Here is a 20,863-nt window from a genome sequence, read left to right as displayed (position 1 = left end):
CTCAGGCGCCCCCGTGCAGCGGGGCGTGGCGCCGCCGGGCGCGCCACTCGCTGCGGTGCGCCAGCACGACCGCGCCGGGCCGCATCCGCCCGAAGGTGCGTTGCACGTCGGCGACCCGGTCCAGCACCGGGCCGCGCCGACCCGTCGTCGCGCAGGTCGCGTAGGGGCGGGTGGTGGCGAGGAGGCTGGTCCCGGCGCGGTCGAGGGCCGCGGCGACGAGGCCGGCCGACGGGCAGCGGGTACCGGGCACGACGACCTCGAGGCTCGCGACCCCGTCGACCCGCGTGGTCAGGTGCGCCGGGACGTCGGGCGCTGCCGGAAGGGTGAGCGCCACCGGCCCGCGGGCGAGGCGCTCGTCCAGCGCGGCGGGGTCCAGCAGCTCGGTGTCGACGACGGAGCGCAGCGCCGAGCGCGTCGTCGTGACCGCCGGGACCCAGGACTCCGGGCGGCCGAGGCCGAGACGCACCGCGCGCACCACCTCGCGGTCGGGGTGGCAGGTCAGCGCGTAGCCCGGGCCGCTGCCGTGCAGGACCGGGGTGCCGAAGGCGATCGCCGTGGCGGCGAGGGAGCGGTCCGCGTCGTCGTCGAGGACGAGCCGGTGGGTCGAGAAGTCGGTGCGCCAGAAGCGGTCGAGCTCCCCGCGCTCGAGCGGGGAGAGACGCCGGCCGAAGACCGCCTCGGCGAGGGCGTGGGCGTCCATCGTGTGCTCCATGGGAGGACCTTCGCCCGGTTCCGTCCCGATGTCCGCCTCACCGCCGACCCCCGCAGTGTCACCGATGCGACACAACGAGGCACTGACGACCGGTTCACGGTCCCGGGAACCACGCCTTGAACTCGGCCGCGAGGCCGTCCACGGTCAGCCGTGGGTCGTCCGTGCCCGCCCGGCCGAGGGCGAAGCGCAGCACCGCGGTGTCGTCGGTGCCGGTGACGGTGCCCGCGGGGCTCGCCTCGGCGGCGGCCGCCCAGGCACCGTCGACCACGGCGAAGCGCAGCTCCACCGCCGGGCCGCGCAGCGCGAGGACGGTGCCCTCGGCCGGCGGGGCCGACCCGGCGGCCGCCGCGAGCACCGGGAGCACCAGCGGGAGCACGGTCGTCGTCGCACCCACCACGTCCTCGCCGAGCGCCTCGTCCCGGCCGGCCGCGGCCACGGCGTCGTCGGCGTGGAACCCGGCCTCCATGGTGAAGACCGCGAGCCCGAACGCCGCCGGGACGGGGCCGAAGGGGAGCTCGAGCGAGGTGCCCTCGGCGATGTCTCCGGCCTGGGCGAGCTCGGCGTCCAGGTCGGCCACCGACGCCCGCAGGGCCGCGGTCACCGCCGCCGCGCCGCCGTCCGGTTCCCGGCCCTCGGCGGTGCCCGGTGTACCGGTACGGGCCCGGCGCAGCGCGTCGGCCTCCATCGAGGTGCCCCACGCGCCGTGGCGGGCGAGGTCGGTGAGGGTCCAGCCGGCGCAGCGGGTCGGGGTGGCGTCGCCCGCGTCGCCCAGCTCGTCGAGGACCGCCAGGGTGCGGGCCCAGTCCCGGGCGACGGCGGTCCGGGCCTGTTCGGCGGTCAGCATCGCGAACGTCCTTCCTCGATGTGATCGGTGCGGGCCAGCGCGGCTCGCGAGCGGGCGGCGGCGCGGACGGCACCGGTGGCGTCGTTGAGCCGGATCGCGTTCGCGAGGTGGGCGACGGCGGCCTCGTGGTCGCCGGCGGCGCGGGCCGCGAGGCCCAGCCCGTGGTCGGCCGCGCCCAGGCAGAGCGCCCCGGACCCGACCACCGTCACGAGCCCCTCCCACGGCGCGAGCAGGCCGTGGAGCACGGCACCGGACGCGGGATCGCCGACCGCGTCCGCGGTCTCGGCCGCCTCCCCCAGCAGGAAGCAGCGCGCCCCGTCGTTCCCGACGACCGCGAACTCCCCCGCCGCCGCCTCGGTCAGCAGGGACGCCGCCTCGTCGAGCCGGCCGGCGCGGGCCAGCCCGACCGCGGTGTGGATCCACGTGCGCCCACCGACCTCGCGGGCCACCCGGTGCAGCGTCGGCAGCGCCAGCTCCGGGGTGCCCGCGGCGGTGTGCAGTGTCAGCAGCTGGACGCTGTGGACCTGCCCGGCGTCGCCGTAGTGCCAGCGCTCGCCCTCGCGGCGGAAGTGCTCGACCGCGTCGGCGGCGGCGTCGAGGTCGCCGTGGTGGAGCAGCATCATCGCCCGCCACATCGCGGGGTACCAGAGGTGCAGCGGCCGGCCGAGGCGCAGCGCGAGGGCTCCGGCCTCGTCGGCGAGAGCCTCGGCGGCCGGCGTCTCCCCCGCCTCGAGCAGGTCGACCATCCGCAGCCGCAGCGCCTCGAACTCCCGCTCCGGGTCGCCGGCGGCCCGGGTGGCGGCGATCAGGTCGTCGTCGGCCCGCAGCCGCTCCGGCAGCCGGGCCGGCGCGGCCAGCAGCGGCCGGAGGGCGAGCAGCGCGTACGCGAGGGCGCCCGGGTCGTCGGCGCGGCGCGCGGTCGCGACGGCCTCGTCGCCCAGGGTGGTCGCGGTGGTGATCTCGCCGCCGTAGCCGTGGGCGCGGGCCGCGGCCGCCAGCAGCCGGGACCGCACGGCCGGCGCGGCGGAGGGTACGAGGCCGAGCGCGTCGTCGAGCAGTCCCAGCGCGCGGGCGCCCCAGGTCTCGCGGGGCAGCCGGCTGTCGAACAGGGCGTCCTCGTACCCGAGCGCGGCGGCGGCGCGCGAGGCGAACGTCAGGGGGGCGGCGGCGTCGGTGACCTGCGCGAACGCGTCCATCGCCGCGGGCAGCCGACCGGCCCGCCGCAGCGCCTCGGCCATCCGCAGCGTCCGGTGGGCCCGCTCCTCCGACGGACCGGGATCGGCGGCCACCCCGAGATCGCGGGCGCGCTCGAAGAGCTCCGCGGCGTGCAGCGGCTCCGCCCCGAGCGCCGCCTCCCCCGCCTCGGTCAGCCGCTGCGCCGCCCGGTCCGCGAGGTCGACGCGGGTGAGCCGGCCGTCGACCGGTCCGCCCAGCGCGGGCGCCTCCTCCCACGCCGCCGCCAGGTGCCGGCCGGCCTGTTCGGCGCCGCGCTCCGGGCGGCGGGCGTCGATCCAGTCGGCGAAGCGCAGGTGCAGCGCGGCCCGCCGGACGCGCGGCAGCGTCGCGTACGCGGTGTCGCGCACGAGCGCGTGGCGGTAGGTGTACGACGACGGGTCGAGCGGCTCCGGTCGGGGCCCGACGAGCAGCCCGGCGCCGGTGAGGTCGCGCAGCGGCGCGTCGGGCTCCGGAGCACCGAGCTCCGGGAGCGCCGACGCGGGCAGCGTCGTGCCGGTGACCGAGGCGCGGCCGAGGACCTCGCGCACCGGGCGGGCGAGGGCGTCGAGCTGGCCGAGGTAGATGGCCCGGACGGTGCTGGGCACGGTGAGCGCGGTCGGGTCGCCGTCGCCGGTCAGCGCGCCCGTGCGCTCCCACACGCGCAGCAGCTCGACGACGAACAGCGGGTTGCCGCCCGCGGCCGTCTGCAGGGCGGCGAGCACGGTTGTCGGCAGGACCCCGCGGCCGACGCGATCCGCGACGAGGTCGGCCACGTCGTCGTCGGTGAGCGGGTCGAGGGTGAGCACCGCTCCGGTGGGCGCCTGCTCACCCGGGCGCGCGGTGGTCACCAGGAGGCGGGGAGTGCGGTGCGGGGCGGCGATCGCGTGCTCGAGGAAGGCCCGCAGGTCGGCGGAGGCCAGGTGGACGTCGTCGAGGATCCACACCGGGGTCGGCCCGCCGGGGTCGCCGTGGGCGTCGAGCACGGCGGTCCACGACGCCCACAGCTCCTGCGGGGTCCCGGACGGCTCCTCGCCCGCCAGCAGCGCGGCGGTGTGCCGGGCCGAGACCGCCGCCCGGGGCCCGGTGTGGCCGTGGCGGGCGAGGCGGTCGGCGAGCCGGGCGGGGTCGGCGCCGGCGGCCCGCAGCAGGCCGGCGACCGGGGCGTAGCCGGGCTCGTCGGCCCGCACCCGCACCAGCCACGCCGGCCCGGCGGCCCGCGCGGCGAACTCCTCGACGAGGCGGCTGCGCCCGACGCCGGGTGGTGCGAGGACGGTGATCCGCTCCGCGCCGCGGGCCCCGCGGTGGGCGGCGCCGAGGGCCGCGAGGTCGGCGGCCCGGCCGCGGAAGGGCCCGCCGTCGTGCACCGGCCCGGTACGCCGGCCCGCGACCCGCCAGGCGCCGACCCGCTCCGCCTTCCCCTTCAGCGGGACGTCCCCGAGCGGCACGAGCTCGAGCGTGCCCTCGACGGCGAGCGCGGTGTCCGGCCCGACGACGACGGTGCCCGGCTCGGCCGCCGTCTGGAGGCGGGCGGCGGTGTTCACGACGTCGCCGGAGAGCCGCCAGGTCCCGTCGGCCGCCCAGGTGACCACGACCTCCCCGGTGTGCACCCCGACCCGCGCCCGCAGCGTCCCGACGGGCAGCCCGAGCCGTGCCTCGACCGCGGCGAGGGACTCCACGACGGCGAGGCCGGCCCGGACCGCGGCCCCGGCGTCGTCGGGGCGGAGCACCGGCAGCCCGAACGTCGCCAGCACGGCGTCGCCGATGTACTTCTCGACCTGCCCGCCGGCCGCCGCGACGAGCCCGGCGACCTGGGTGAAGTAGTGCTCCTGCAGCAGCGCGACGTCCTCGGCGTCGAGATCCTCGACCAGCGAGGTGAACCCGACCAGGTCGACGAACAGCACGTGGACCAGCCGTCGCTCGGCGGGTCGCGGGGGGTCGTCGATCACGGGATGCAGTTCAGCACGAATCGGGCGCCCGACGCACCGGTGGCGCTGCCGCGGGATCTAGGTGGCGCGGGCCGCCCGGGACCCGCGCGGACCCTGGTACTCCAGGAGCCGCACCCGGATCCCCAGCGCCGTCCCGAGCGCGGCGAGCACCAGCAGCGCGGCCGGGCCGGCGGCCAGCCCGGTGAGCGCGGTCGAGGCGGCGGCGAGGGCGTCGGTGCGCTCGCCGCGCTCGGAGTCGATCGCGTCGCCGAGCACCGACGTGACCTGCGTGAACGCGACCCGGGAACCGTCGGTGCCCGCGCCCTGGACCCGCAGCGCGGTCTGCCACGCGGTCACCGCGTTCCGGATCGCGCCGACGTCGGGGCTCGACTGCGCCGCGTCGAGCAGCCCCCCGGGCCGCAGCACCTGGTCGAAGTCGGTGGCGAACTGTGCCGTGGCGCTCGCCGTCACCGCTGCGGAGGGGGTGCCGGCCTGCAGCGCGGCCGTCTCGGTGCCGCGGGTCTGCAGCATGACGATGCGGGCCTGGGCGAGCGCGCTGGCGGTCGCGTTGTGCTCGGCGGCGTCGTCGACGTGCCCGGTCGCGACCACGGACGCCGTCGCCCACCAGAGCAGGGCCACCGCCGTCGCGACCACGGCCACGACGAGTCCGAGGTTCAGCACCCGCCGGGTGCGCCGGGCCTCCCGGACCGACACGACGACGAGCCCGACCAGGGTCAGGACGCCCAGCACGGTCAGCGCGACCGGGAACCCACCGGCCTGCCGGTAGTCCGCCGCCAGGGCGTCCCGCTGCATCCGCTGGAGATCGTCCGCGGTGGGCAGGATCGTGGAGCTCATGAGCTGGCTGGCGGTGGCCAGGTCGAGCTGCGCCTGGGTGGGATCGAGAGTGCGCAGGGCCTGCGCCGCGTCGACCCCCGCGGTGTAGCGGGGCAGCGCGTAGGCGATCGACTCGGCGTCGGCCGCTCCCGGCCCGTCCGCCTCGAGCTGCCCCCTGGCGTGGTCGAGGCGCAGGTAGGCGCTGGTGACGTAGCTGCCGTAGCTCGCGAGCGCCGTCGGCGAGGTGGTCCGGTCCGCGCCGATCCCGGTCGCCGCCGACGCGTTGGCGCCCTCGAGCGCCTCGTAGAGCTCGGCGGTGTCGTAGTCCAGCGAGGCCAGCCGGATGCCGTCGTCACCGGCCGCGTTCGTCCGCGTCGAGCCGGAGAAGGCACTGACCGTCGCCGTGAGCAGACAGGCCAGCACCAGCGCGACGCCCCACCGCCAGAGGCGCCCCGGGGTCGTGCCGCCCGCGACGAACCTGCGCCACCGGGACGGCCCCCGCTGCTCCGTCGTCGGGTCCGGCCCGAGCACCGCGGTCATCGCAGACCGTGCCGGGCCAGGAACTGGGCCGCCACCGTCGCCTCGTCGGCGCCGCCGAGCTGGATCTGCTGGTTCATCGCGCGGATCTCGGAGACGGTGAGCTGCGCGCTGACCCAGTTGCAGGTCTCGGCGAACGCCGGACCCTCCGCGGCGAGCGTCGCCTGCTTCACCACCGGAGCCACGTACTGGAACCCGAAGATGTTCTGCGGGTCGTCGAGCTCGACGAAGTCGCCCGAGGTGAGCTGGGCGTCGGTGCTGAAGCCGTCGGCCACCTGGGCCTGGCCGGCCTCCAGCGCGCCGTAGGTCTCGTCGGGTCCCACGGCCAGGAACTGCACGTTGTTCAGCCCGTACACCTGCGCCATCCCGACGAGGCCGTTCTGCCGCGTCCGGAACGGCGGTTGCGCGGCGACCCGGACGCCCTCGCCGCCGGGCCCGATCTTCGCGAGGTCCGGGACCGACCGCAGGCCGTAGCGGTCGGCGAGATCCCGACGGACGACGAGGACGTCGGTGTTCTGGTACGGCGTCTGCAGCAGGAGCGTCGCGGACCGTTGGGACTGCTCGAACTGCGCGGCCTGCTGGTAGGTCTCCAGCGCCGACGCCCCGGCCGGCGCCTTCGCCAGCCCGGAGGCGATCTCCCCGAGGTACTCGGGATACATGCTGATCTGGTTCGCGGCGAACGCCGAGTCGATGATCTCGGTGTCGCCCACGTTCTGGTCGAGGTTCACGGTGAAGCCCTTCGCGCGCAGCGCCAGGGTGTAGAGGTCGCCGAGCAGGAACTGCTCCGAGAAGTCCTTCGTCCCGATCACGACGGCTGGCTTCCCCGCTCCCGGGGTCCCCGCGGGCAGCGCCGCGGTCGCGCTGTTCGCGGTGATCTGCGGCGGCCCGACGACGTCGGCCCGGACGGCGCCCGACGGCGGCGGAGCCGGGCTCGTCCCGCAGGCCGCCGCGACCGTGACGAGCAGGAGCGCCACGACGAGCCACGTCACCGTCCGGCCCTTCCCGCGCGCCACCGCTCCGCTCACCCGGGAAGTCCTACTCCATCCGACGCAGGGAGACCATCACCTCGGCAGGGCGAACGGCCGTCAAGACCGCGCGGGCTTCTTCTTCGGCAGGTAGAGATCGGTCAGGGTGCCCTCGAACGCCTCGGCCGCCATCCCGATCGTCTCGGAGAGGGTCGGGTGCGGGTGGATGGTCAGCCCGATGTCGGTGGCGTCGGCGCCCATCTCGATCGCCAGGGCGGCCTCGGCGATGAGGTCGCCCGCCGCGGGTCCGACGATCCCGGCGCCGATGATGCGGTCGGTCTCGGTGTCGAAGAGGACCTTGGTGGAGCCCTCGGAGCGGCCGAGCGACAGCGAGCGACCGGACGCTGCCCACGGGAAGGTGCCACTGCCGTAGGACAGGCCCTGGGCCTTGGCCTCGGTCTCGGTGACCCCGACCCAGGCGACCTCGGGGTCGGTGTAGGCCACCGACGGGATGACCCGGGCGTCGAACGCGCTCGGCTTCCCGGCCGCGACCTCGGCGGCCACCTTGGCCTCGTGGACCGCCTTGTGCGCGAGCATCGGCTGGCCGACGACGTCGCCGATCGCGAACACGTGGGAGACATTCGTGCGCAGCTGCTCGTCGACCGGGACGAAGCCGCGGTCGGTCACCGCGACCCCGGCCGCGTCGAGACCGATCCCCGAGCCGTTCGGCACCCGCCCGACGGCGACGAGCACGGCGTCGAACGTGTCGGTGGCCGGCGCCTTCGCCCCCGCGAAGCTGACGACGAGGCCGTCGTCGCGGGCCTGGACGTCGGTGACCTTGGTGGAGAGGTACACGTTCTCGTAGCGGCGGCCGATGTGGCGGGCCAGCGGCTTGACGACGTCGGGGTCGGCGCCGGGGATGAGCTGGTCCATCAGCTCCACGACGGTGATCTTCGAGCCGAGCTCGGCGTACACCGTGGCCATCTCCAGCCCGATGATCCCGCCGCCGAGCACGAGCAGCCGCTCCGGCACGCCCGCCAGGTCGAGCGCGGAGGTGGAGTCGAGGACCCGCGGGTCGTCGTGCGGGACGAACGGCAGCCGCACCGGCTCGGACCCGGACGCGACGATGACCTGGTCGAACCCGACCACCGTCGTCGTCCCGTCGGCGCCGGAGACCTCGACCCGGTGCGGCGAGAGGAACCGGCCGGTGCCCTGAAGCGTCGCGACCGTGCGCTGCTTGGCGAGCCCCGCCAGCCCGCCGACGAGCTTGCCGACGACGCCGTCCTTCCAGGACCGCAGCTTGTCGAGGTCGATGGTCGGGGCCGCGAAGCTCAGCCCGTGCTCGGACATCTCCTTGGTCTCGGCGATGACCTTCGCCGCGTGCAGCAGCGCCTTCGACGGGATGCAGCCGACGTTGAGGCAGACCCCGCCGAGGGTGTCGCGGGCGTCGACGATCATGACGTCGAGGCCGAGGTCGGCGGCGCGGAACGCCGCGGTGTAGCCGCCCGGGCCGGCGCCGAGCACGAGCAGCCCGACGTGGCGGTCCTCGGCGCCGTCGGCGCTCGCTCCCGGGGCCGGAGTCGAGGGGGCGGCCGCCGGCTTCCGGCTCGTGGTGCTCTTCTGCGTCGGCGGCGGTGTCGGGGACGCGTCCGCGTCCGTGGGGGTGAGGACGAGGACCGGCGTGCCCCGCGAGACCCGGTCCCCCACCGCGACGCGGACCTCGGTGACGGTGCCGGCGACCTCGGCCGGCACGTCCATCGTCGCCTTGTCCGACTCCAGGGTCAGCAGCGGCTCGTCGAGCGTGATCTCGCTGCCCGCCGTCACGTGGACCTCGATCACGGGGACGTCGGAGAACTCCCCGATGTCGGGGACCTCGACGACGATCTCGCCGGCCATAGCCAGATGTCCTTTCGGTCGGTAGGTGGCCTTCGGCCTTGTGAGCACTGATCCGTGCTCTGGCACGGATCAGTGCTCACGAGCGCGAAACCGCACCTACAGGAGCAGACGGCGCTCGTCACCCATCACGTGCGCGACGTGGCGGGTGAACCGGGCGGCCAGGGCGCCGTCGATGACGCGGTGGTCGTAGGAGAAGCACAGCGGCAGCAGGGTGCGCGGCTGGAACGCCTCGCCGTCCCACACCGGCGCCACGCGCGAGCGCACCACGCCGAGGATCGCGACCTCCGGGGCGTTGACGATCGGGGTGAACGCGGTGCCGCCGATCCCGCCGAGGGAGGAGATCGTGAACGTGGCGCCGCGCATGTCGTCGGCGGTGAGCTTGCCGTCGCGGGCGCGGGCGGAGACCTCGCCGAGCTCGCGCGACAGCTCGACCAGGCCCTTGCGGTCGACGTCGCGGACGACCGGCACGACGAGCCCGCCGGGCGTGTCGACGGCGACCCCGAGGTGGTAGTAGCGCTTGAGGATCAGCGCGTCCTTCTCGGGCGTGAGCGACGCGTTCACCGTCGGGAAGGCCTTGAGCGCCGACACGCTCGCCTTCATCAGGAACGCCAGCAGCGTGACCCGGTAGCCCTCGTCCTTGGCCGCGGTGTCGAGCTCCTTGCGGTAGCGGTCGGTGTCGGTGATGTCGGCGTCGTCGTTGTGGGTGACGTGCGGGACGTTCAGCCACGACCGGTGCAGGAACGGTCCGGAGATGCGGGTGATCCGCGAGAGCGGCTGGGTCTCGACGGGGCCGAACACCGAGAAGTCCTGCGCCGGCACCTCCGGGATCCCCATGCCTCCCGACGGCGCCGGTGCGGCGGGCGCGACCGCTCCGTCCCCACTGTGTTGACCTTGCCCCGTCGCTCCGCTCGCCCCTCGCACGAACGAGAGCAGATCGTTCTTCGTGATCCGCCCCTTCGGCCCGGAGGCGGGGACCGTCGCGAGGTCGACGCCGAACTCGCGGGCCAGCTTGCGCACGCTCGGCCCGGCGTGCGGCGGCAGCTCCGAGGTGCCGTTCGCGGACGGAGCCGGTGACGCCGTCGGCGACGGGGCGGGCGCGGTCTCCGTCGGCGGCTCCTGCGCGGCCACCTCCGCGTCGGCGACCTCGCGTCCGCGAGCCGGGGCCGGGGCGGACGGGGCGTCCTCGGCCGCCTCGCCCTCCCCCGCGTCGAGCACGACGACGGGCGTGCCCTTGCTGACCGCATCGCCCACCGCGACCAAAACCTCGGTGACGAGCCCGGCGTGCGACGACGGCACGTCCATCGTCGCCTTGTCGGACTCCAGGGTGAGCAACGGGTCGTCGACGGCGATCACGTCCCCGGGCGAGACGTGGACCTCGATGATCGGGACGTCCGAGAAGTCCCCGATGTCGGGGACGGTGACCTGCGTAGCGGCGGGGGCCGACATCTCTGGGTGGTCTCCGATCGGGTCTCAGGCGTGGGCCGGCGCGGGCCGCTCGGGGTCGATGTCGTAGCGCGCGATCGCGTCGGCGACCACCGAGGGCTCGACGACGCCGTCCCGGGCCAGCGCCGAGAGCGCGGCGACGGTGACGTAGCGGCGGTCGACCTCGAAGAAGTCGCGCAGCGCCCGGCGGTAGTCCGAGCGGCCGAAGCCGTCGGTGCCGAGCACCTCGTAGCGGCGCCCGACCACCCACTGCCGGATCTGGTCGGGGAACGCGCGCACGTAGTCCGTCGCGGCCACCACCGGCCCGTCGGGACGGGTCGCGAGCTGCTGCTCCACCCACGACCGTCGGGGTTCCGACGTCGGGTGGAGCATGTTCCAGCGCTCGACGTCGAGGCCGTCGCGGCGCAGCTCGGTGAAGCTCGGCGCGCTCCAGACGTCGGCGACGACGCCCCAGTCGGACGCGAGCAGCTCCGCGGCGGCCTGGACCTCGCGCAGGATCGTCCCCGACCCCATCAGCTGCACCCGCGGCTTGGCCGCCGCCTTCGACCGCGACTTCCGGGCCCCGGCCTTCACCGCCGGCGAGCCCTCATCGAGCAGGTAGAGACCCCGGACGATCCCCTCCTCGGCCCCCTCGGGCATCGGCGGGTGCTCGTAGTTCTCGTTCATCAGGGTCAGGTAGTAGAAGACGTCCTCCTGCTCGACGTACATCCGCCGCAGGCCGTCCGCGACGATCACCGCGACCTCGTGGGCGAAGGTCGGGTCGTAGGACACGCAGTTCGGGATCACCGACGAGAACACGTGCGAGTGCCCGTCCTCGTGCTGCAGGCCCTCGCCGTTGAGCGTCGTGCGCCCCGCCGTGCCGCCCAGCAGGAACCCGCGGGCCCGCAGGTCGCCCGCCGCCCAGGCCAGGTCACCGACCCGCTGGAACCCGAACATCGAGTAGTAGATGTAGAACGGGATCATCGGGCAGTCGCTGGTCGAGTACGACGTGGCCGCCGCGATCCACGACGACATCGCGCCCAGCTCGTTGATGCCCTCCTGCAGCATCTGCCCGTTCTGGGCCTCCCGGTAGGACATCAGCTGGCCCTCGTCCTCGGGCGTGTAGAGCTGACCGACGCGGGAGTAGATCCCGAACTGCCGGAACATGCCCTCCATGCCGAAGGTCCGGGACTCGTCGGGGACGATCGGCACCACCCGCTTGCCGATCTTCTTGTCCCGCAGCAGCGTGTTCAGCACCCGGACGAACGCCATCGTCGTCGAGATCCGACGCTCCCCGGAGCCGGCGAGCTGCGCCCCGAACGCCGAGACGTCCGGGACCTCCAGCGACTCCGAGCGCCGCCGCCGCGCGGGCAGCGACCCGCCCAGCGCCTCGCGGTGGCGGTGCAGGTACTCCGCCTCCTCGGCCCCGAGCCGCAGGTAGGGCAGCGCGTCGATGCCGTCGTCGCCGATCGGCAGGTCGAAGCGGTCCCGGAAGATCTTGAGCTGCTCGCCCGCCATCTTCTTCTGCTGATGCGAGATGTTCTGGCCCTCGCCGGCCTCGCCCATCCCGTAGCCCTTGACGGTCTTGGCGAGGATCACCGTCGGGTGGTCCGGCTCGTTGACCGCCGCGGAGTACGCCGCGTAGATCTTCGACGGGTCGTGCCCGCCGCGGGTCAACGCCCAGATCTCGGCGTCGGTCCAGTCCTCGACCATCGCCGCGGTCTCCGGGTACTTCCCGAAGAAGTGCTCGCGGACGTACGCGCCGTCCTTGGACTTGAACGTCTGGTACTCGCCGTCGACGCACTCCTCCATGAGCTGGTGCAGCCGGCCGGTCGAGTCGCGCTTGAGCAGCTCGTCCCACCGGCTGCCCCAGATGACCTTGACGACGTTCCAGCCCGCACCCCGGAAGATCCCCTCCAGCTCCTGGATGATCTTGCCGTTGCCGCGGACCGGGCCGTCGAGGCGCTGCAGGTTGCAGTTCACGACGAAGATCAGGTTGTCCAGGTGCTCGCGCCCGGCCAGCGAGATCGCACCCAGCGACTCCGGCTCGTCCATCTCGCCGTCGCCGAGGAACGCCCACACGTGCCGGTTCGCGGTGTCGGCGAGCCCGCGGCCGTGCAGGTACTTCAGGAACCGCGCCTGGTAGATCGCCATCAGCGGGCCGAGCCCCATGGACACCGTCGGGAACTGCCAGAACTCCGGCATCAACCACGGGTGCGGGTACGACGAGAGCCCGCTGTGTCCCTTTTTCTGGCTCCCGGTCTCCTGCCGGAAGGAGTCCATCTGCTCCTCGGTCAGCCGCCCCTCGAGGAACGCCCGCGCGTAGATCCCCGGCGAGGAGTGGCCCTGCATCATCACCAGGTCGCCGCCGTGATCCTCCGACGGCGCGTGCCAGAAGTGCTGGAACCCGGTGTCGTAGAGCGTCGCCGCCGACTGGAAGCTCGCGATGTGCCCGCCGAGCTCGGACGATTCCTTGTTCGCGCGCAGCACCGTCGCCACCGCGTTCCAGCGGATCGCCGACCGGATGCGGTGCTCGATCGCCCGGTCCCCCGGGTGCGGCGGCTCGGCGTCGACCGGGATGGTGTTCACGTACGGCGTGGTCGCCGAGTAGGGCACCGGCGCGCCCGCGCTCCGGGCCTGGCCGATCAGCTCGTCGAGCAGGTCGTGCGCACGCTGCGGGCCCTCGACCGCCAGGACCGACTCGAGCGCCTCCCGCCACTCCTCGGTGCCGGCGGGGTCGGGGTCCGTGTCGTCCCGGTCGTCGACCATGCAGCACCCTCCTGGGCTCAGGTCCGCGTCGTCGCGGCGCGTGATGCGGGGAGTTCCACCCTGCCGTCTGGACCTCCGCGACGGAAGGTGCCCACGCCGTCGTCGGGCCGCTCGCGCAATCGCTTGCCACACCGGTGCGGCGGCGGGACCCTCGTCGGCGTGCTGCTCGACGGCGTCAACCACATCGCGACCCTCAGCCACGACGCCGCGCGCCTCGGGGCCTTCTACCGGGACGTGTTCGAGGCGGAGATCGGCGAGACCGTCCCGCACGGCATGCACGGGGAGGAGACGATGACCGTCTTCCGCATCGGCCCGCACACCGAGCTGAACGTGTTCACCGTGCCCTCGAGCGACGGGGCGGACCGCCAGACGCCGATGTGGCACCGCGGCCGGTTGGACCACTTCGGGCTGCACGCGGCCTCGGCCGAGGCGTTCTCGACGATCCGGGAGCGGCTCGTCGCGCACGGTGCCTCCGACGGCACGGTGAACGACTTCGGCGGCGCGTACAGCATGTTCTTCCGCGACCCGGACGGGCTCGAGGGCGAGGTCCTCCTGCCCAAGGACGCCACTCCCGCCCCACCCGTGTGAGGGTTCCCCCGGCTTCTGGATCGAGTAGGTCGGCCGGGACTGGTCCGTTCGGCCATGGTGTCTCGTGCCGGAAGGTGCCAGCGTCGTCGGGTGCCGTCGGCAGGGGCGGCAGGGGAACCAGGGGACGGTGACCATGACGAAGTTCGTCTACGACTTCGCCGAGGGCGACAAGGACCAGAAGGACCTGCTGGGCGGCAAGGGCGCCAACCTCGCGGAGATGACGAACCTGGGGCTGCCGGTGCCCCCGGGGTTCACGATCACGACGGAGGCCTGCCGGGCCTATCTCGCCGGGGGGCACGAGCCGGAGGGCATGGCGGGCGAGGTCACCGAGCACCTCACCGCGCTCGAGAAGACGATGGGCAAGCAGCTCGGGCAGGCGGACGACCCGCTGCTGGTCTCGGTGCGCTCCGGCGCCAAGTTCTCGATGCCCGGGATGATGGAGACGGTCCTCAACGTCGGGCTGAACGACCAGTCCGTGCACGGGCTGGCCCACCAGGCCGGTGACGACCGCTTCGCCTGGGACTCCTACCGGCGCCTGGTCCAGATGTTCGGCGCGACCGTTCTCGGCATCGAGGCCGAACACTTCGCCGAGGCCCTCGACGAGGCGAAACGGGCCAAGGGCACCAAGAACGACCTCGACCTCGACGCCTCCGACCTGGCGAAACTGGTCGAGACGTTCAAGGGCGTGGTGCGCGAGCACGCCGACCGGGACTTCCCGCAGGACCCGCGCGAGCAGATGGACCTCGCCGTCCGGGCCGTCTTCGACTCGTGGAACTCCGCCCGCGCGGCCATCTACCGCCGCCAGGAGCGCATCCCGGCCGACCTCGGGACCGCGGTCTCGGTCTGCTCGATGGTGTTCGGCAACCTCGGCATGGACTCCGGCACCGGCGTGGCCTTCACGCGCGACCCGGCGTCGGGCGCGCGGGGCGTCTACGGCGACTACCTGCAGAACGCGCAGGGCGAGGACGTCGTCGCCGGCATCCGCAACACGATGGCCCTCACCGAGCTCGAGCGGATCGACCGGAGCTCCTACGACGAGCTCATGTCGATCATGGCGACGCTGGAGCACCACTACCGCGACCTGTGCGACATCGAGTTCACCATCGAGCGCGGCAAGCTCTGGATGCTGCAGACCCGGGTGGGCAAGCGGACGGCGGCCGCCGCGTTCACCGTCGCGATCCAGCTCGTCGACGAGGGCCTCATCGACATGGACGAGGCGCTGCGCCGGGTCACCGGCGCCCAGCTCGCGAACCTGATGTTCCCGCGCTTCGACCGCGACGCGGCCAAGGAGCTGCTGACCACCGGGATGAACGCCTCGCCGGGCGCGGCGAGCGGGACCGCCGTGTTCGACTCACCCACCGCGGTGCGCCGCGCGAAGGCCGGCGACAAGGTCATCCTGGTCCGCCGCGAGACCACCCCCGACGACCTCGACGGCATGATCGCCGCGCAGGGCGTGCTCACCAGCCGGGGCGGGCGGACGTCGCACGCGGCCGTCGTCGCACGCGGGATGGGCAAGACCGCGGTGTGCGGCGCCGAGGAGCTCGAGGTCGACGTCCGGGCGAAGAGGCTGACGCTGCCCGACGGCCGCGAGGTCGTCGAAGGCGACCTGCTCTCCATCGACGGCACCAACGGCGAGGTCTATCTCGGTGAGGTCCCGGTCGTCGCGAGCCCGGTGATGTCGTACTTCTCCGACGGCTTCGGGGCGCCCGAGGACGACGACCTCGTCGCCGCGGTGGACCGGATCATGCGCCACGCCGACGACGGACGGCGGCTGCGCGTGCGGGTCAACGCCGACACCGGCGAGGACTGCGCGACCGCCCGCACCTTCGGCGCCGAGGGCGTGGGCCTCTGCCGGACCGAGCACATGTTCCTCGGCGAGCGCCGCTCGCTGGTCGAGGCGCTGGTCCTGGCCGAGACCCGCGAGGAGCGCGAGGAGTCGCTCGCCGCGCTGCTGCCGCTGCAGATCGAGGACTTCACCGCGATCTTCCGGGCGATGGCGGGGCTGCCGGTGACGATCCGCCTGCTCGACCCGCCGTTGCACGAGTTCCTGCCCGACTACACCGACCTCTCCGTCGAGGTCGCCGTGGCCCGCGAGCGCGGCGAGGTCACCCAGGAGCAGGAGGACCTGCTCGTCGCGGTCCGCCGGCTGCACGAGCAGAACCCGATGCTCGGGCTGCGCGGGGTGCGGCTCGGGATCGCCGTCCCGGGGCTGTTCGCGATGCAGGTCCGGGCGATCACCCGCGCGGCGGCCACGCTGGTCGCCGAGGGGGTCGAGGTACGGCCGGAGATCATGGTGCCGCTGGTGGGCACCGTGCAGGAGCTGCAGGCCGTCGCCGCGGAGATCGCCCAGGTGGTGGCCGAGCCCGAGTCGCAGGTCGGCGGGGAGCCGGTCCACCACCAGATCGGCACGATGATCGAGCTGCCGCGCGCGGCCCTGGTGGCCGCGCAGATCGCCGAGGTCGCGCAGTTCTTCTCGTTCGGGACCAACGACCTCACCCAGACGACGTGGGGGTTCTCCCGCGACGACGTCGAGAGCTCGTTCTTCTCGAACTACCTGGACTCGGGCATCTTCGGGGTCTCGCCGTTCGAGTCGCTCGACACCGAGGGCGTCGGGGAGCTGGTCGAGATCGCGTCGTGGCGCGGCCGGGAGGTGCGCCACGACCTCAAGCTCGGCATCTGCGGCGAGCACGGCGGCGACCCGGACTCGGTGCACTTCTTCCACCGGGCCGGGCTCGACTACGTGTCCTGCTCGCCGTTCCGGATCCCGGTGGCACGTCTCGAGGCCGGGAGAGCTCCGCTCATGTGAACGAATGTGGTCGCCAGGGCGACCACATTCGTTCACATGACCGCTAGGTCCAGACCACGTTCTTCCGCACCGGCCGGGCCGGGCACCCCGCGAGGACGGTGCCCGGCTCGGTGAACCGGCCGGAGACGACGGCGCCGGCCGCGACGGCGGTGTCGTCGGGGATCACCGCGCCCTTGAGGACCGTGGCGCGCGAGCCGATCCACACGTGGTTGCCGATGCTGATCGGCCCGGACGTCGAGCGGATCTCGCCGCCGACGATGACCTCGTGGAAGTCCTCGTCGAGCAGCTGGACGTCCCAGGAGATCGCGCAGTCGTCGCCGATGGAGATGGAGTTCATCGCGACGACCCGGGTGTTCGGCGAGAAGTAGGTACGGGCGCCGATCGACATCCGGCCGTTCTCCCCGATCACCCACCCCGCGCCGACCCCGACCTGCACGTTGCCGCGGAGCTCGAGCTCGCCGTCGACGCGCAGCAGCCCGCCCTGATCGCCGCGGGCGAAGCCGAACTCGTGGGTGCCGAGACGCAGCCGGGCGTCCGGCGTGGCGAGCGTGATGCGCTCCGGGTGGTGGACCGCGAACCCGCGCGAGGCGGTGATCCGGGTGGGTCGGCGGGCGGCCAGGGTGCGCGGCAGCGACACCCGGAACTCACCGAAGAGGGCATCGCGCCAGCGGGACATGCCGGAGGGATCGGCGTCCTCCGGAGATCCGTTACGTTCGGCCTGCGGCCTTGTGCGTGCGTTTCCGTGCTATGACACGGAAACGCACGCACGAGGCCGGAGGCCGAACCCCGGGTAGCCGGCGGCGGCCTCGTCGTCGCACGCGCGCCGGTAGTGGTTCATCCCGCCGGCGAACGGCAGGAAGACCCGCGGCTTGCCCGGCACGTTCGCGCCGAGGTACCACGACGACGCCGCCTGCGGCAGCAGCGTCGCGTCCGCGGCCTCCTGCACCCGGGCCGCCCACGCGTCCTCGGCCGCACGCGTCGGCTCGGCGGTCTCCCCCGTCTCGCGCAGCCGCACGAGCAGGTCGGCGATCCAGTCGACGTGCTGCTCGATGGCGGTCGGCATGTTGGTCAGCACCGACGGGCTGCCGGGCCCGGTGATCGTGAACAGGTCCGGGAACCCGGCGACGCCGAGGCCGAGGTGGGTCCGCGGGCCCTCCGCCCAGGCGTCGCGCAGCGCCACGCCGTCGCGCCCGCGGACGTCGATCGAGAGCAGCGGACCGGTCAGGGCGTCGAACCCGGTGGCGAACACCAGGACGTCGAGCTCGTGCTCCGCCCCGGACGCCAGCCGCAGACCGTCCGGGGTGACCGACGCGATCGGATCGGCTCGCACGTCCACCAGCGACACGTCGGACCGGTTGTAGGTCTCGAAGTACCCGGTGTCGATCGGCGGGCGCTTGGTGGCGAAGTAGTGGTCGCGCGGCGTCAGCGCCTCCGCCGTCGCCGGGTCGGCCACCGTCTCGTGGATCTTCTCGCGGATGAAGTCGGAGGCGGTCTCGTTGACGGCGGGGTCGCTGAGCAGGTCCTTCACGGCGGCCCGGAAGCGCAGTCCGCCGCGGTCCCACGCGCGCTGGTAGACGCCGTCCCGCTCGTCGTCGGACAGCGCCAGCGCGTCGACGTCGGCGACGAGGAACGGGTGCCCGTTGGTCGACTCGCGCTGGACGCGGCGGATCTCCGGGTAGTCGGCCTTCGTGGCGGCGACCTCGGCCTCGCTCACCGGCGCGTTCCGGGCGGGGATCGAGTAGTTCGCGGTGCGCTGGAAGACGGACAGGTGCGCCGCCGCCTCGGCCAGCACCGGGACCGCCTGGATGCCGGTCGAGCCGGTGCCCACGAGCCCGACCCGCTTCCCCGCGACGTCGACCCCGTCGTGCGGCCACCGGCCGGTGTGGTGCCACGGTCCCGTGAAGTCGGCGAGCCCCGGCAGGTCCGGGACGTTCGCCGCGGACAGGCACCCGACCGCGGTCACCAGCCAGCGGCACCGTCGCACCCGCCCGTCGGTGTCGGTGACCGACCAGCCGTCGTCGTCCCGCACCGCCGACGCGACCCGCACCCCGAAGTCGATGTCCCGCCGCAGGTCGAACCGGTCCGCGACGTGCTCCAGGTAGGCGAGGATCTCGGGCTGGCGCGGGTAGCGCTCGGTCCAGCGCCACTCCTGCTCGAGCTCGGGGTCGAACGAGTAGCAGTAGTAGTAGCTCTCGGAATCGCAGCGCGCGCCCGGGTAGCGGTTCCAGTACCAGGTGCCGCCCACCCCGTCGGCCGCCTCGAGCACCCGCGCCGAGAACCCGAGCCCGCGCAGCCGGTGCAGCATGTAGAGCCCGGCGAACCCGGCTCCGATCACGAGGACGTCAGCGTCGTCGGCAGCCACCCCGACAGACTCCGTCATGTGAGCGGATTTCGTCGTCCGAGCGACCAAATCCGTGCACATGAGCGAAGCTCTCCTGGTGCGTTTCGCTGCCCGCGTTGCCGCCGGGATCGACTCCCCGGTCGGTGCGGCCTATGCGCGGCTCCCGACGCGGGCCGGCCGCGGCCCGCTCCTCGACCTCGCCCAGGCCGCGCCCGCGTACCCGCCCGCCCCGGAGGTCGTCGAGCACGTCACCGCAGTCGCGCACGACCCCCGCGGCGCCGCCTACGCGGCGCAGGCCGGCCTCGGCCATCTCCGCGAGGCGTTCGCGGCCGACCTCGTCGAGGACTACGGCGGCGGGCGGCTCGAATCCGACGACGTCGTCGTCACGGCCGGCTGCAACCAGGCGTTCTGCCTGGTCGCGGCGACGTTGACCGAGCCGGGCGACGAGGTCGTCACGCCGCGCCCGGTGTACTTCAACCACGAGATGTGGCTGCGGATGCACGGCGTCGTGCCGGTGATCGCCGAGCCCGGTCCCGACCTCGTGCTCCGCGCCGCCGACGTCGAGCCGCTGATCACCGACCGGACCCGCGCCGTCGTCGTCGTGACGCCGGGCAACCCCACCGGCGTCGTCGTGCCCCCGGACGAGCTCGCGGCCCTCGCCGCCCTCGCGCGTCGTCACGACCTCGCGCTGGTGCTCGACGAGACCTACCGCTCCTTCCGTGACGACCCGGCGCCACCGCACCGGCTGTTCGCCGACCCGGACTGGCGCGACACCGTCGTCAGCCTCCACAGCTTCTCGAAGGACCTCGCGCTGCCGGGCTACCGGGTCGGGGCCGTCGTCGGGGCGCCGGAGCTGCGCCGCGACGTCATGAAGCTGCTCGACTGCGTCGCGATCGGCGCCCCGCGCATCGGCCAGGAAGCGGCGTGGGCCGGCCTGACGAAGGCCCGGGACTGGCGCGCCGAGCGCGCCGCCGAGGTCGCGGGCCGCCGCGCGGCGTTCACGACGACGCTCGCCGAACGGCCCGGCGGGGTCGAGGTCCTCACCTGCGGCGGGTTCTTCGCGTGGGTGCGGCACCCGTTCGACCGGCCCACCCCGGACGTCGTCGCCGACCTGCTGACCGAGCAGGATGTCCTGGTGATGCCCGGGACCGACTTCCAGAGCCGCGACGACGGCACCATGCGCGTGAGCGTCGGCAACCTCGGGCTCGAGGCCCTCGACGACCTCGCCGAGCGGCTCACGACCTTCGGGAGCGGGCGATGACCGCACACGCGGCGAACGTCTCGATCCTCTACCCGGACACCCCGCTGCTCGGGCGGGCCGAGCGGGCGGCCCAGGACGGGTTCACCGCGATCGAGTCGTGGTGGCCGTTCGCGTCCGCCGGACCGTCGGACGCCGAGGTCGACGCCTTCGTGGCCGCCGTGACCGACGCCGGGGTCGAGCTGGTCGCGATGAACACCTTCGGCGGGGACATGGCCGCCGGCGAGCGCGGGATCGTCCAGGAGCGGGACCGCAAGCCCGAGTTCGACGACTCGCTCGCCGTCGCCCTCGAGGTCGGGCGCCGCCTGGGCACCCGGCTGTTCAACACGCTCGTCGGGATCGGGCCGCTGCGGGACTTCGCGGCGGACCGGCTCGAGATGGCCGCCAAGGCGGCGCTCGCCGACGGGCGGCGCATCCTGATCGAGCCGCTCAGCGGCGTCGAGGACTACCCGATCACGACGTCGAGGGACGCGTTCGCGCTGGTCAGCGCGCTCGGCAAGGGCGCGGGCGTCCTCGGCGACCTGTACCACCTGGCGGTCAACGGCGAGGACGTCGACGCGACGATCGCGCTGCGCGGGGACGACTTCGCGCACGTCCAGATCGCCGACTCCCCCGGACGCGGCGCGCCGGGCACCGGGTCGCTGCCGCTGGCACGGTGGCTCGAGGCGCTCACCGCCGCCGGCTACGACGGCTGGGTCGCGCTCGAGCACCTGCCGTCCTGAGCCCCGCCGGCGATCAGCCCCGCGGCCGG

At 74.1% G+C, this 20,863-nt stretch carries 14 protein-coding genes; 4 read left to right on the top strand and 10 right to left on the bottom strand.

All coding sequences use genetic code 11. The features are described from left to right. Window position 1: 1 nt before the first annotated feature. The 8 genes from LQ327_RS18760 to aceE form a co-directional block, all read right to left on the bottom strand. Window positions 2–712: a hypothetical protein gene (locus tag LQ327_RS18760; RefSeq protein WP_230736514.1), complete on the bottom strand. Its 711-nt coding sequence runs from the start codon at window positions 710–712 to the stop codon at window positions 2–4. Window positions 713–806: 94 nt separating this feature from the next. Further along, complete coding sequence (locus tag LQ327_RS18755; RefSeq protein WP_230736512.1) at window positions 807–1,556, bottom strand: maleylpyruvate isomerase family mycothiol-dependent enzyme; 750 nt, start codon at window positions 1,554–1,556, stop codon at window positions 807–809. Further along, window positions 1,550–4,717 carry an adenylate/guanylate cyclase domain-containing protein gene (locus LQ327_RS18750; RefSeq protein WP_230736510.1) on the bottom strand — a complete coding sequence of 1,056 codons (3,168 nt, stop codon included), beginning with the start codon at window positions 4,715–4,717 and terminating at the stop codon, window positions 1,550–1,552. Before LQ327_RS18750 ends, LQ327_RS18755 begins: the two co-directional genes overlap by 7 nt. Before the next feature lie 57 nt (window positions 4,718–4,774). Beyond that, window positions 4,775–6,070, bottom strand: a complete 1,296-nt coding sequence (locus LQ327_RS18745; protein ID WP_230736508.1) for a GlnX family signal transduction membrane protein — start codon at window positions 6,068–6,070, stop codon at window positions 4,775–4,777. Further along, entirely contained in the window at window positions 6,067–7,092 is a 1,026-nt protein-coding gene (locus tag LQ327_RS18740; protein WP_230736507.1) for an ABC transporter substrate-binding protein, read from the bottom strand. The genes LQ327_RS18745 and LQ327_RS18740 overlap by 4 nt, the downstream gene beginning before the upstream one ends. A 60-nt stretch (window positions 7,093–7,152) precedes the next feature. Next, a complete protein-coding gene (gene lpdA, locus LQ327_RS18735; protein WP_230736504.1) occupies window positions 7,153–8,928 on the bottom strand; it encodes a dihydrolipoyl dehydrogenase in 1,776 nt (591 codons plus the stop codon). A gap of 96 nt (window positions 8,929–9,024) precedes the next feature. Next, the gene (locus LQ327_RS18730; RefSeq protein ID WP_230736502.1) at window positions 9,025–10,374 is read right to left on the bottom strand and encodes a 2-oxo acid dehydrogenase subunit E2; all 1,350 of its coding nucleotides are present in this window, start codon (window positions 10,372–10,374) and stop codon (window positions 9,025–9,027) included. 24 nt (window positions 10,375–10,398) lie between these two features. Then, window positions 10,399–13,119: a pyruvate dehydrogenase (acetyl-transferring), homodimeric type gene (aceE, locus tag LQ327_RS18725; RefSeq protein WP_230736501.1), complete on the bottom strand. Its 2,721-nt coding sequence runs from the start codon at window positions 13,117–13,119 to the stop codon at window positions 10,399–10,401. Window positions 13,120–13,278: 159 nt separating this feature from the next. On the opposite strand from aceE, the gene LQ327_RS18720 reads away from it, so the two are divergent. Both LQ327_RS18720 and ppdK read left to right on the top strand, forming a co-directional pair. Continuing rightward, on the top strand, window positions 13,279–13,707 hold the full coding sequence (locus tag LQ327_RS18720) for a VOC family protein (protein WP_230736499.1): 429 nt from the start codon (window positions 13,279–13,281) through the stop codon (window positions 13,705–13,707). 133 nt (window positions 13,708–13,840) lie between these two features. Further along, the gene (gene ppdK / locus LQ327_RS18715) at window positions 13,841–16,513 is read left to right on the top strand and encodes a pyruvate, phosphate dikinase (RefSeq protein WP_230736497.1); all 2,673 of its coding nucleotides are present in this window, start codon (window positions 13,841–13,843) and stop codon (window positions 16,511–16,513) included. 43 nt (window positions 16,514–16,556) lie between these two features. Here ppdK and LQ327_RS18710 read toward each other — a convergent pair whose 3' ends face one another. Both LQ327_RS18710 and LQ327_RS18705 read right to left on the bottom strand, forming a co-directional pair. After that, a complete protein-coding gene (locus LQ327_RS18710) occupies window positions 16,557–17,189 on the bottom strand; it encodes an acyltransferase (protein ID WP_230736495.1) in 633 nt (210 codons plus the stop codon). A 69-nt stretch (window positions 17,190–17,258) separates the two neighbouring features. Then, on the bottom strand, window positions 17,259–18,875 hold the full coding sequence (locus LQ327_RS18705) for a flavin-containing monooxygenase (RefSeq protein WP_308286341.1): 1,617 nt from the start codon (window positions 18,873–18,875) through the stop codon (window positions 17,259–17,261). 58 nt (window positions 18,876–18,933) lie between these two features. On the opposite strand from LQ327_RS18705, the gene LQ327_RS18700 reads away from it, so the two are divergent. Together LQ327_RS18700 and LQ327_RS18695 are read left to right on the top strand one after the other, a co-directional pair. After that, window positions 18,934–20,115, top strand: coding sequence for an aminotransferase (locus tag LQ327_RS18700; protein ID WP_230736493.1), 1,182 nt, complete (start codon window positions 18,934–18,936; stop codon window positions 20,113–20,115). Further along, complete coding sequence (locus LQ327_RS18695) at window positions 20,112–20,834, top strand: hydroxypyruvate isomerase family protein (protein ID WP_230736490.1); 723 nt, start codon at window positions 20,112–20,114, stop codon at window positions 20,832–20,834. Before LQ327_RS18700 ends, LQ327_RS18695 begins: the two co-directional genes overlap by 4 nt. Window positions 20,835–20,863 lie beyond the last annotated feature (29 nt).

The sequence above is a fragment of the Actinomycetospora endophytica genome (assembly GCF_021026375.1).
In the GTDB taxonomy this organism is placed as follows: Bacteria; Actinomycetota; Actinomycetes; order Mycobacteriales; family Pseudonocardiaceae; genus Actinomycetospora; species Actinomycetospora endophytica.
The sequence above is the reverse complement of the archived record's forward strand: the minus strand, read 5'-3'. Positions and strand labels throughout refer to the sequence as shown.

Coding starts and splice junctions, on each gene's coding strand:
- LQ327_RS18755 (WP_230736512.1), bottom strand. CDS start 1,556: ATGCTGACCGCCGAACAGGCCCGGACCGCCGTCGCCCGGGACTGGGCC.
- LQ327_RS18730 (WP_230736502.1), bottom strand. CDS start 10,374: ATGTCGGCCCCCGCCGCTACGCAGGTCACCGTCCCCGACATCGGGGAC.
- lpdA (WP_230736504.1), bottom strand. CDS start 8,928: ATGGCCGGCGAGATCGTCGTCGAGGTCCCCGACATCGGGGAGTTCTCC.
- LQ327_RS18700 (WP_230736493.1), top strand. CDS start 18,934: ATGAGCGAAGCTCTCCTGGTGCGTTTCGCTGCCCGCGTTGCCGCCGGG.
- LQ327_RS18745 (WP_230736508.1), bottom strand. CDS start 6,070: ATGACCGCGGTGCTCGGGCCGGACCCGACGACGGAGCAGCGGGGGCCG.
- LQ327_RS18710 (WP_230736495.1), bottom strand. CDS start 17,189: ATGTCCCGCTGGCGCGATGCCCTCTTCGGTGAGTTCCGGGTGTCGCTG.
- aceE (WP_230736501.1), bottom strand. CDS start 13,119: ATGGTCGACGACCGGGACGACACGGACCCCGACCCCGCCGGCACCGAG.
- LQ327_RS18695 (WP_230736490.1), top strand. CDS start 20,112: ATGACCGCACACGCGGCGAACGTCTCGATCCTCTACCCGGACACCCCG.
- LQ327_RS18760 (WP_230736514.1), bottom strand. CDS start 712: ATGGAGCACACGATGGACGCCCACGCCCTCGCCGAGGCGGTCTTCGGC.
- ppdK (WP_230736497.1), top strand. CDS start 13,841: ATGACGAAGTTCGTCTACGACTTCGCCGAGGGCGACAAGGACCAGAAG.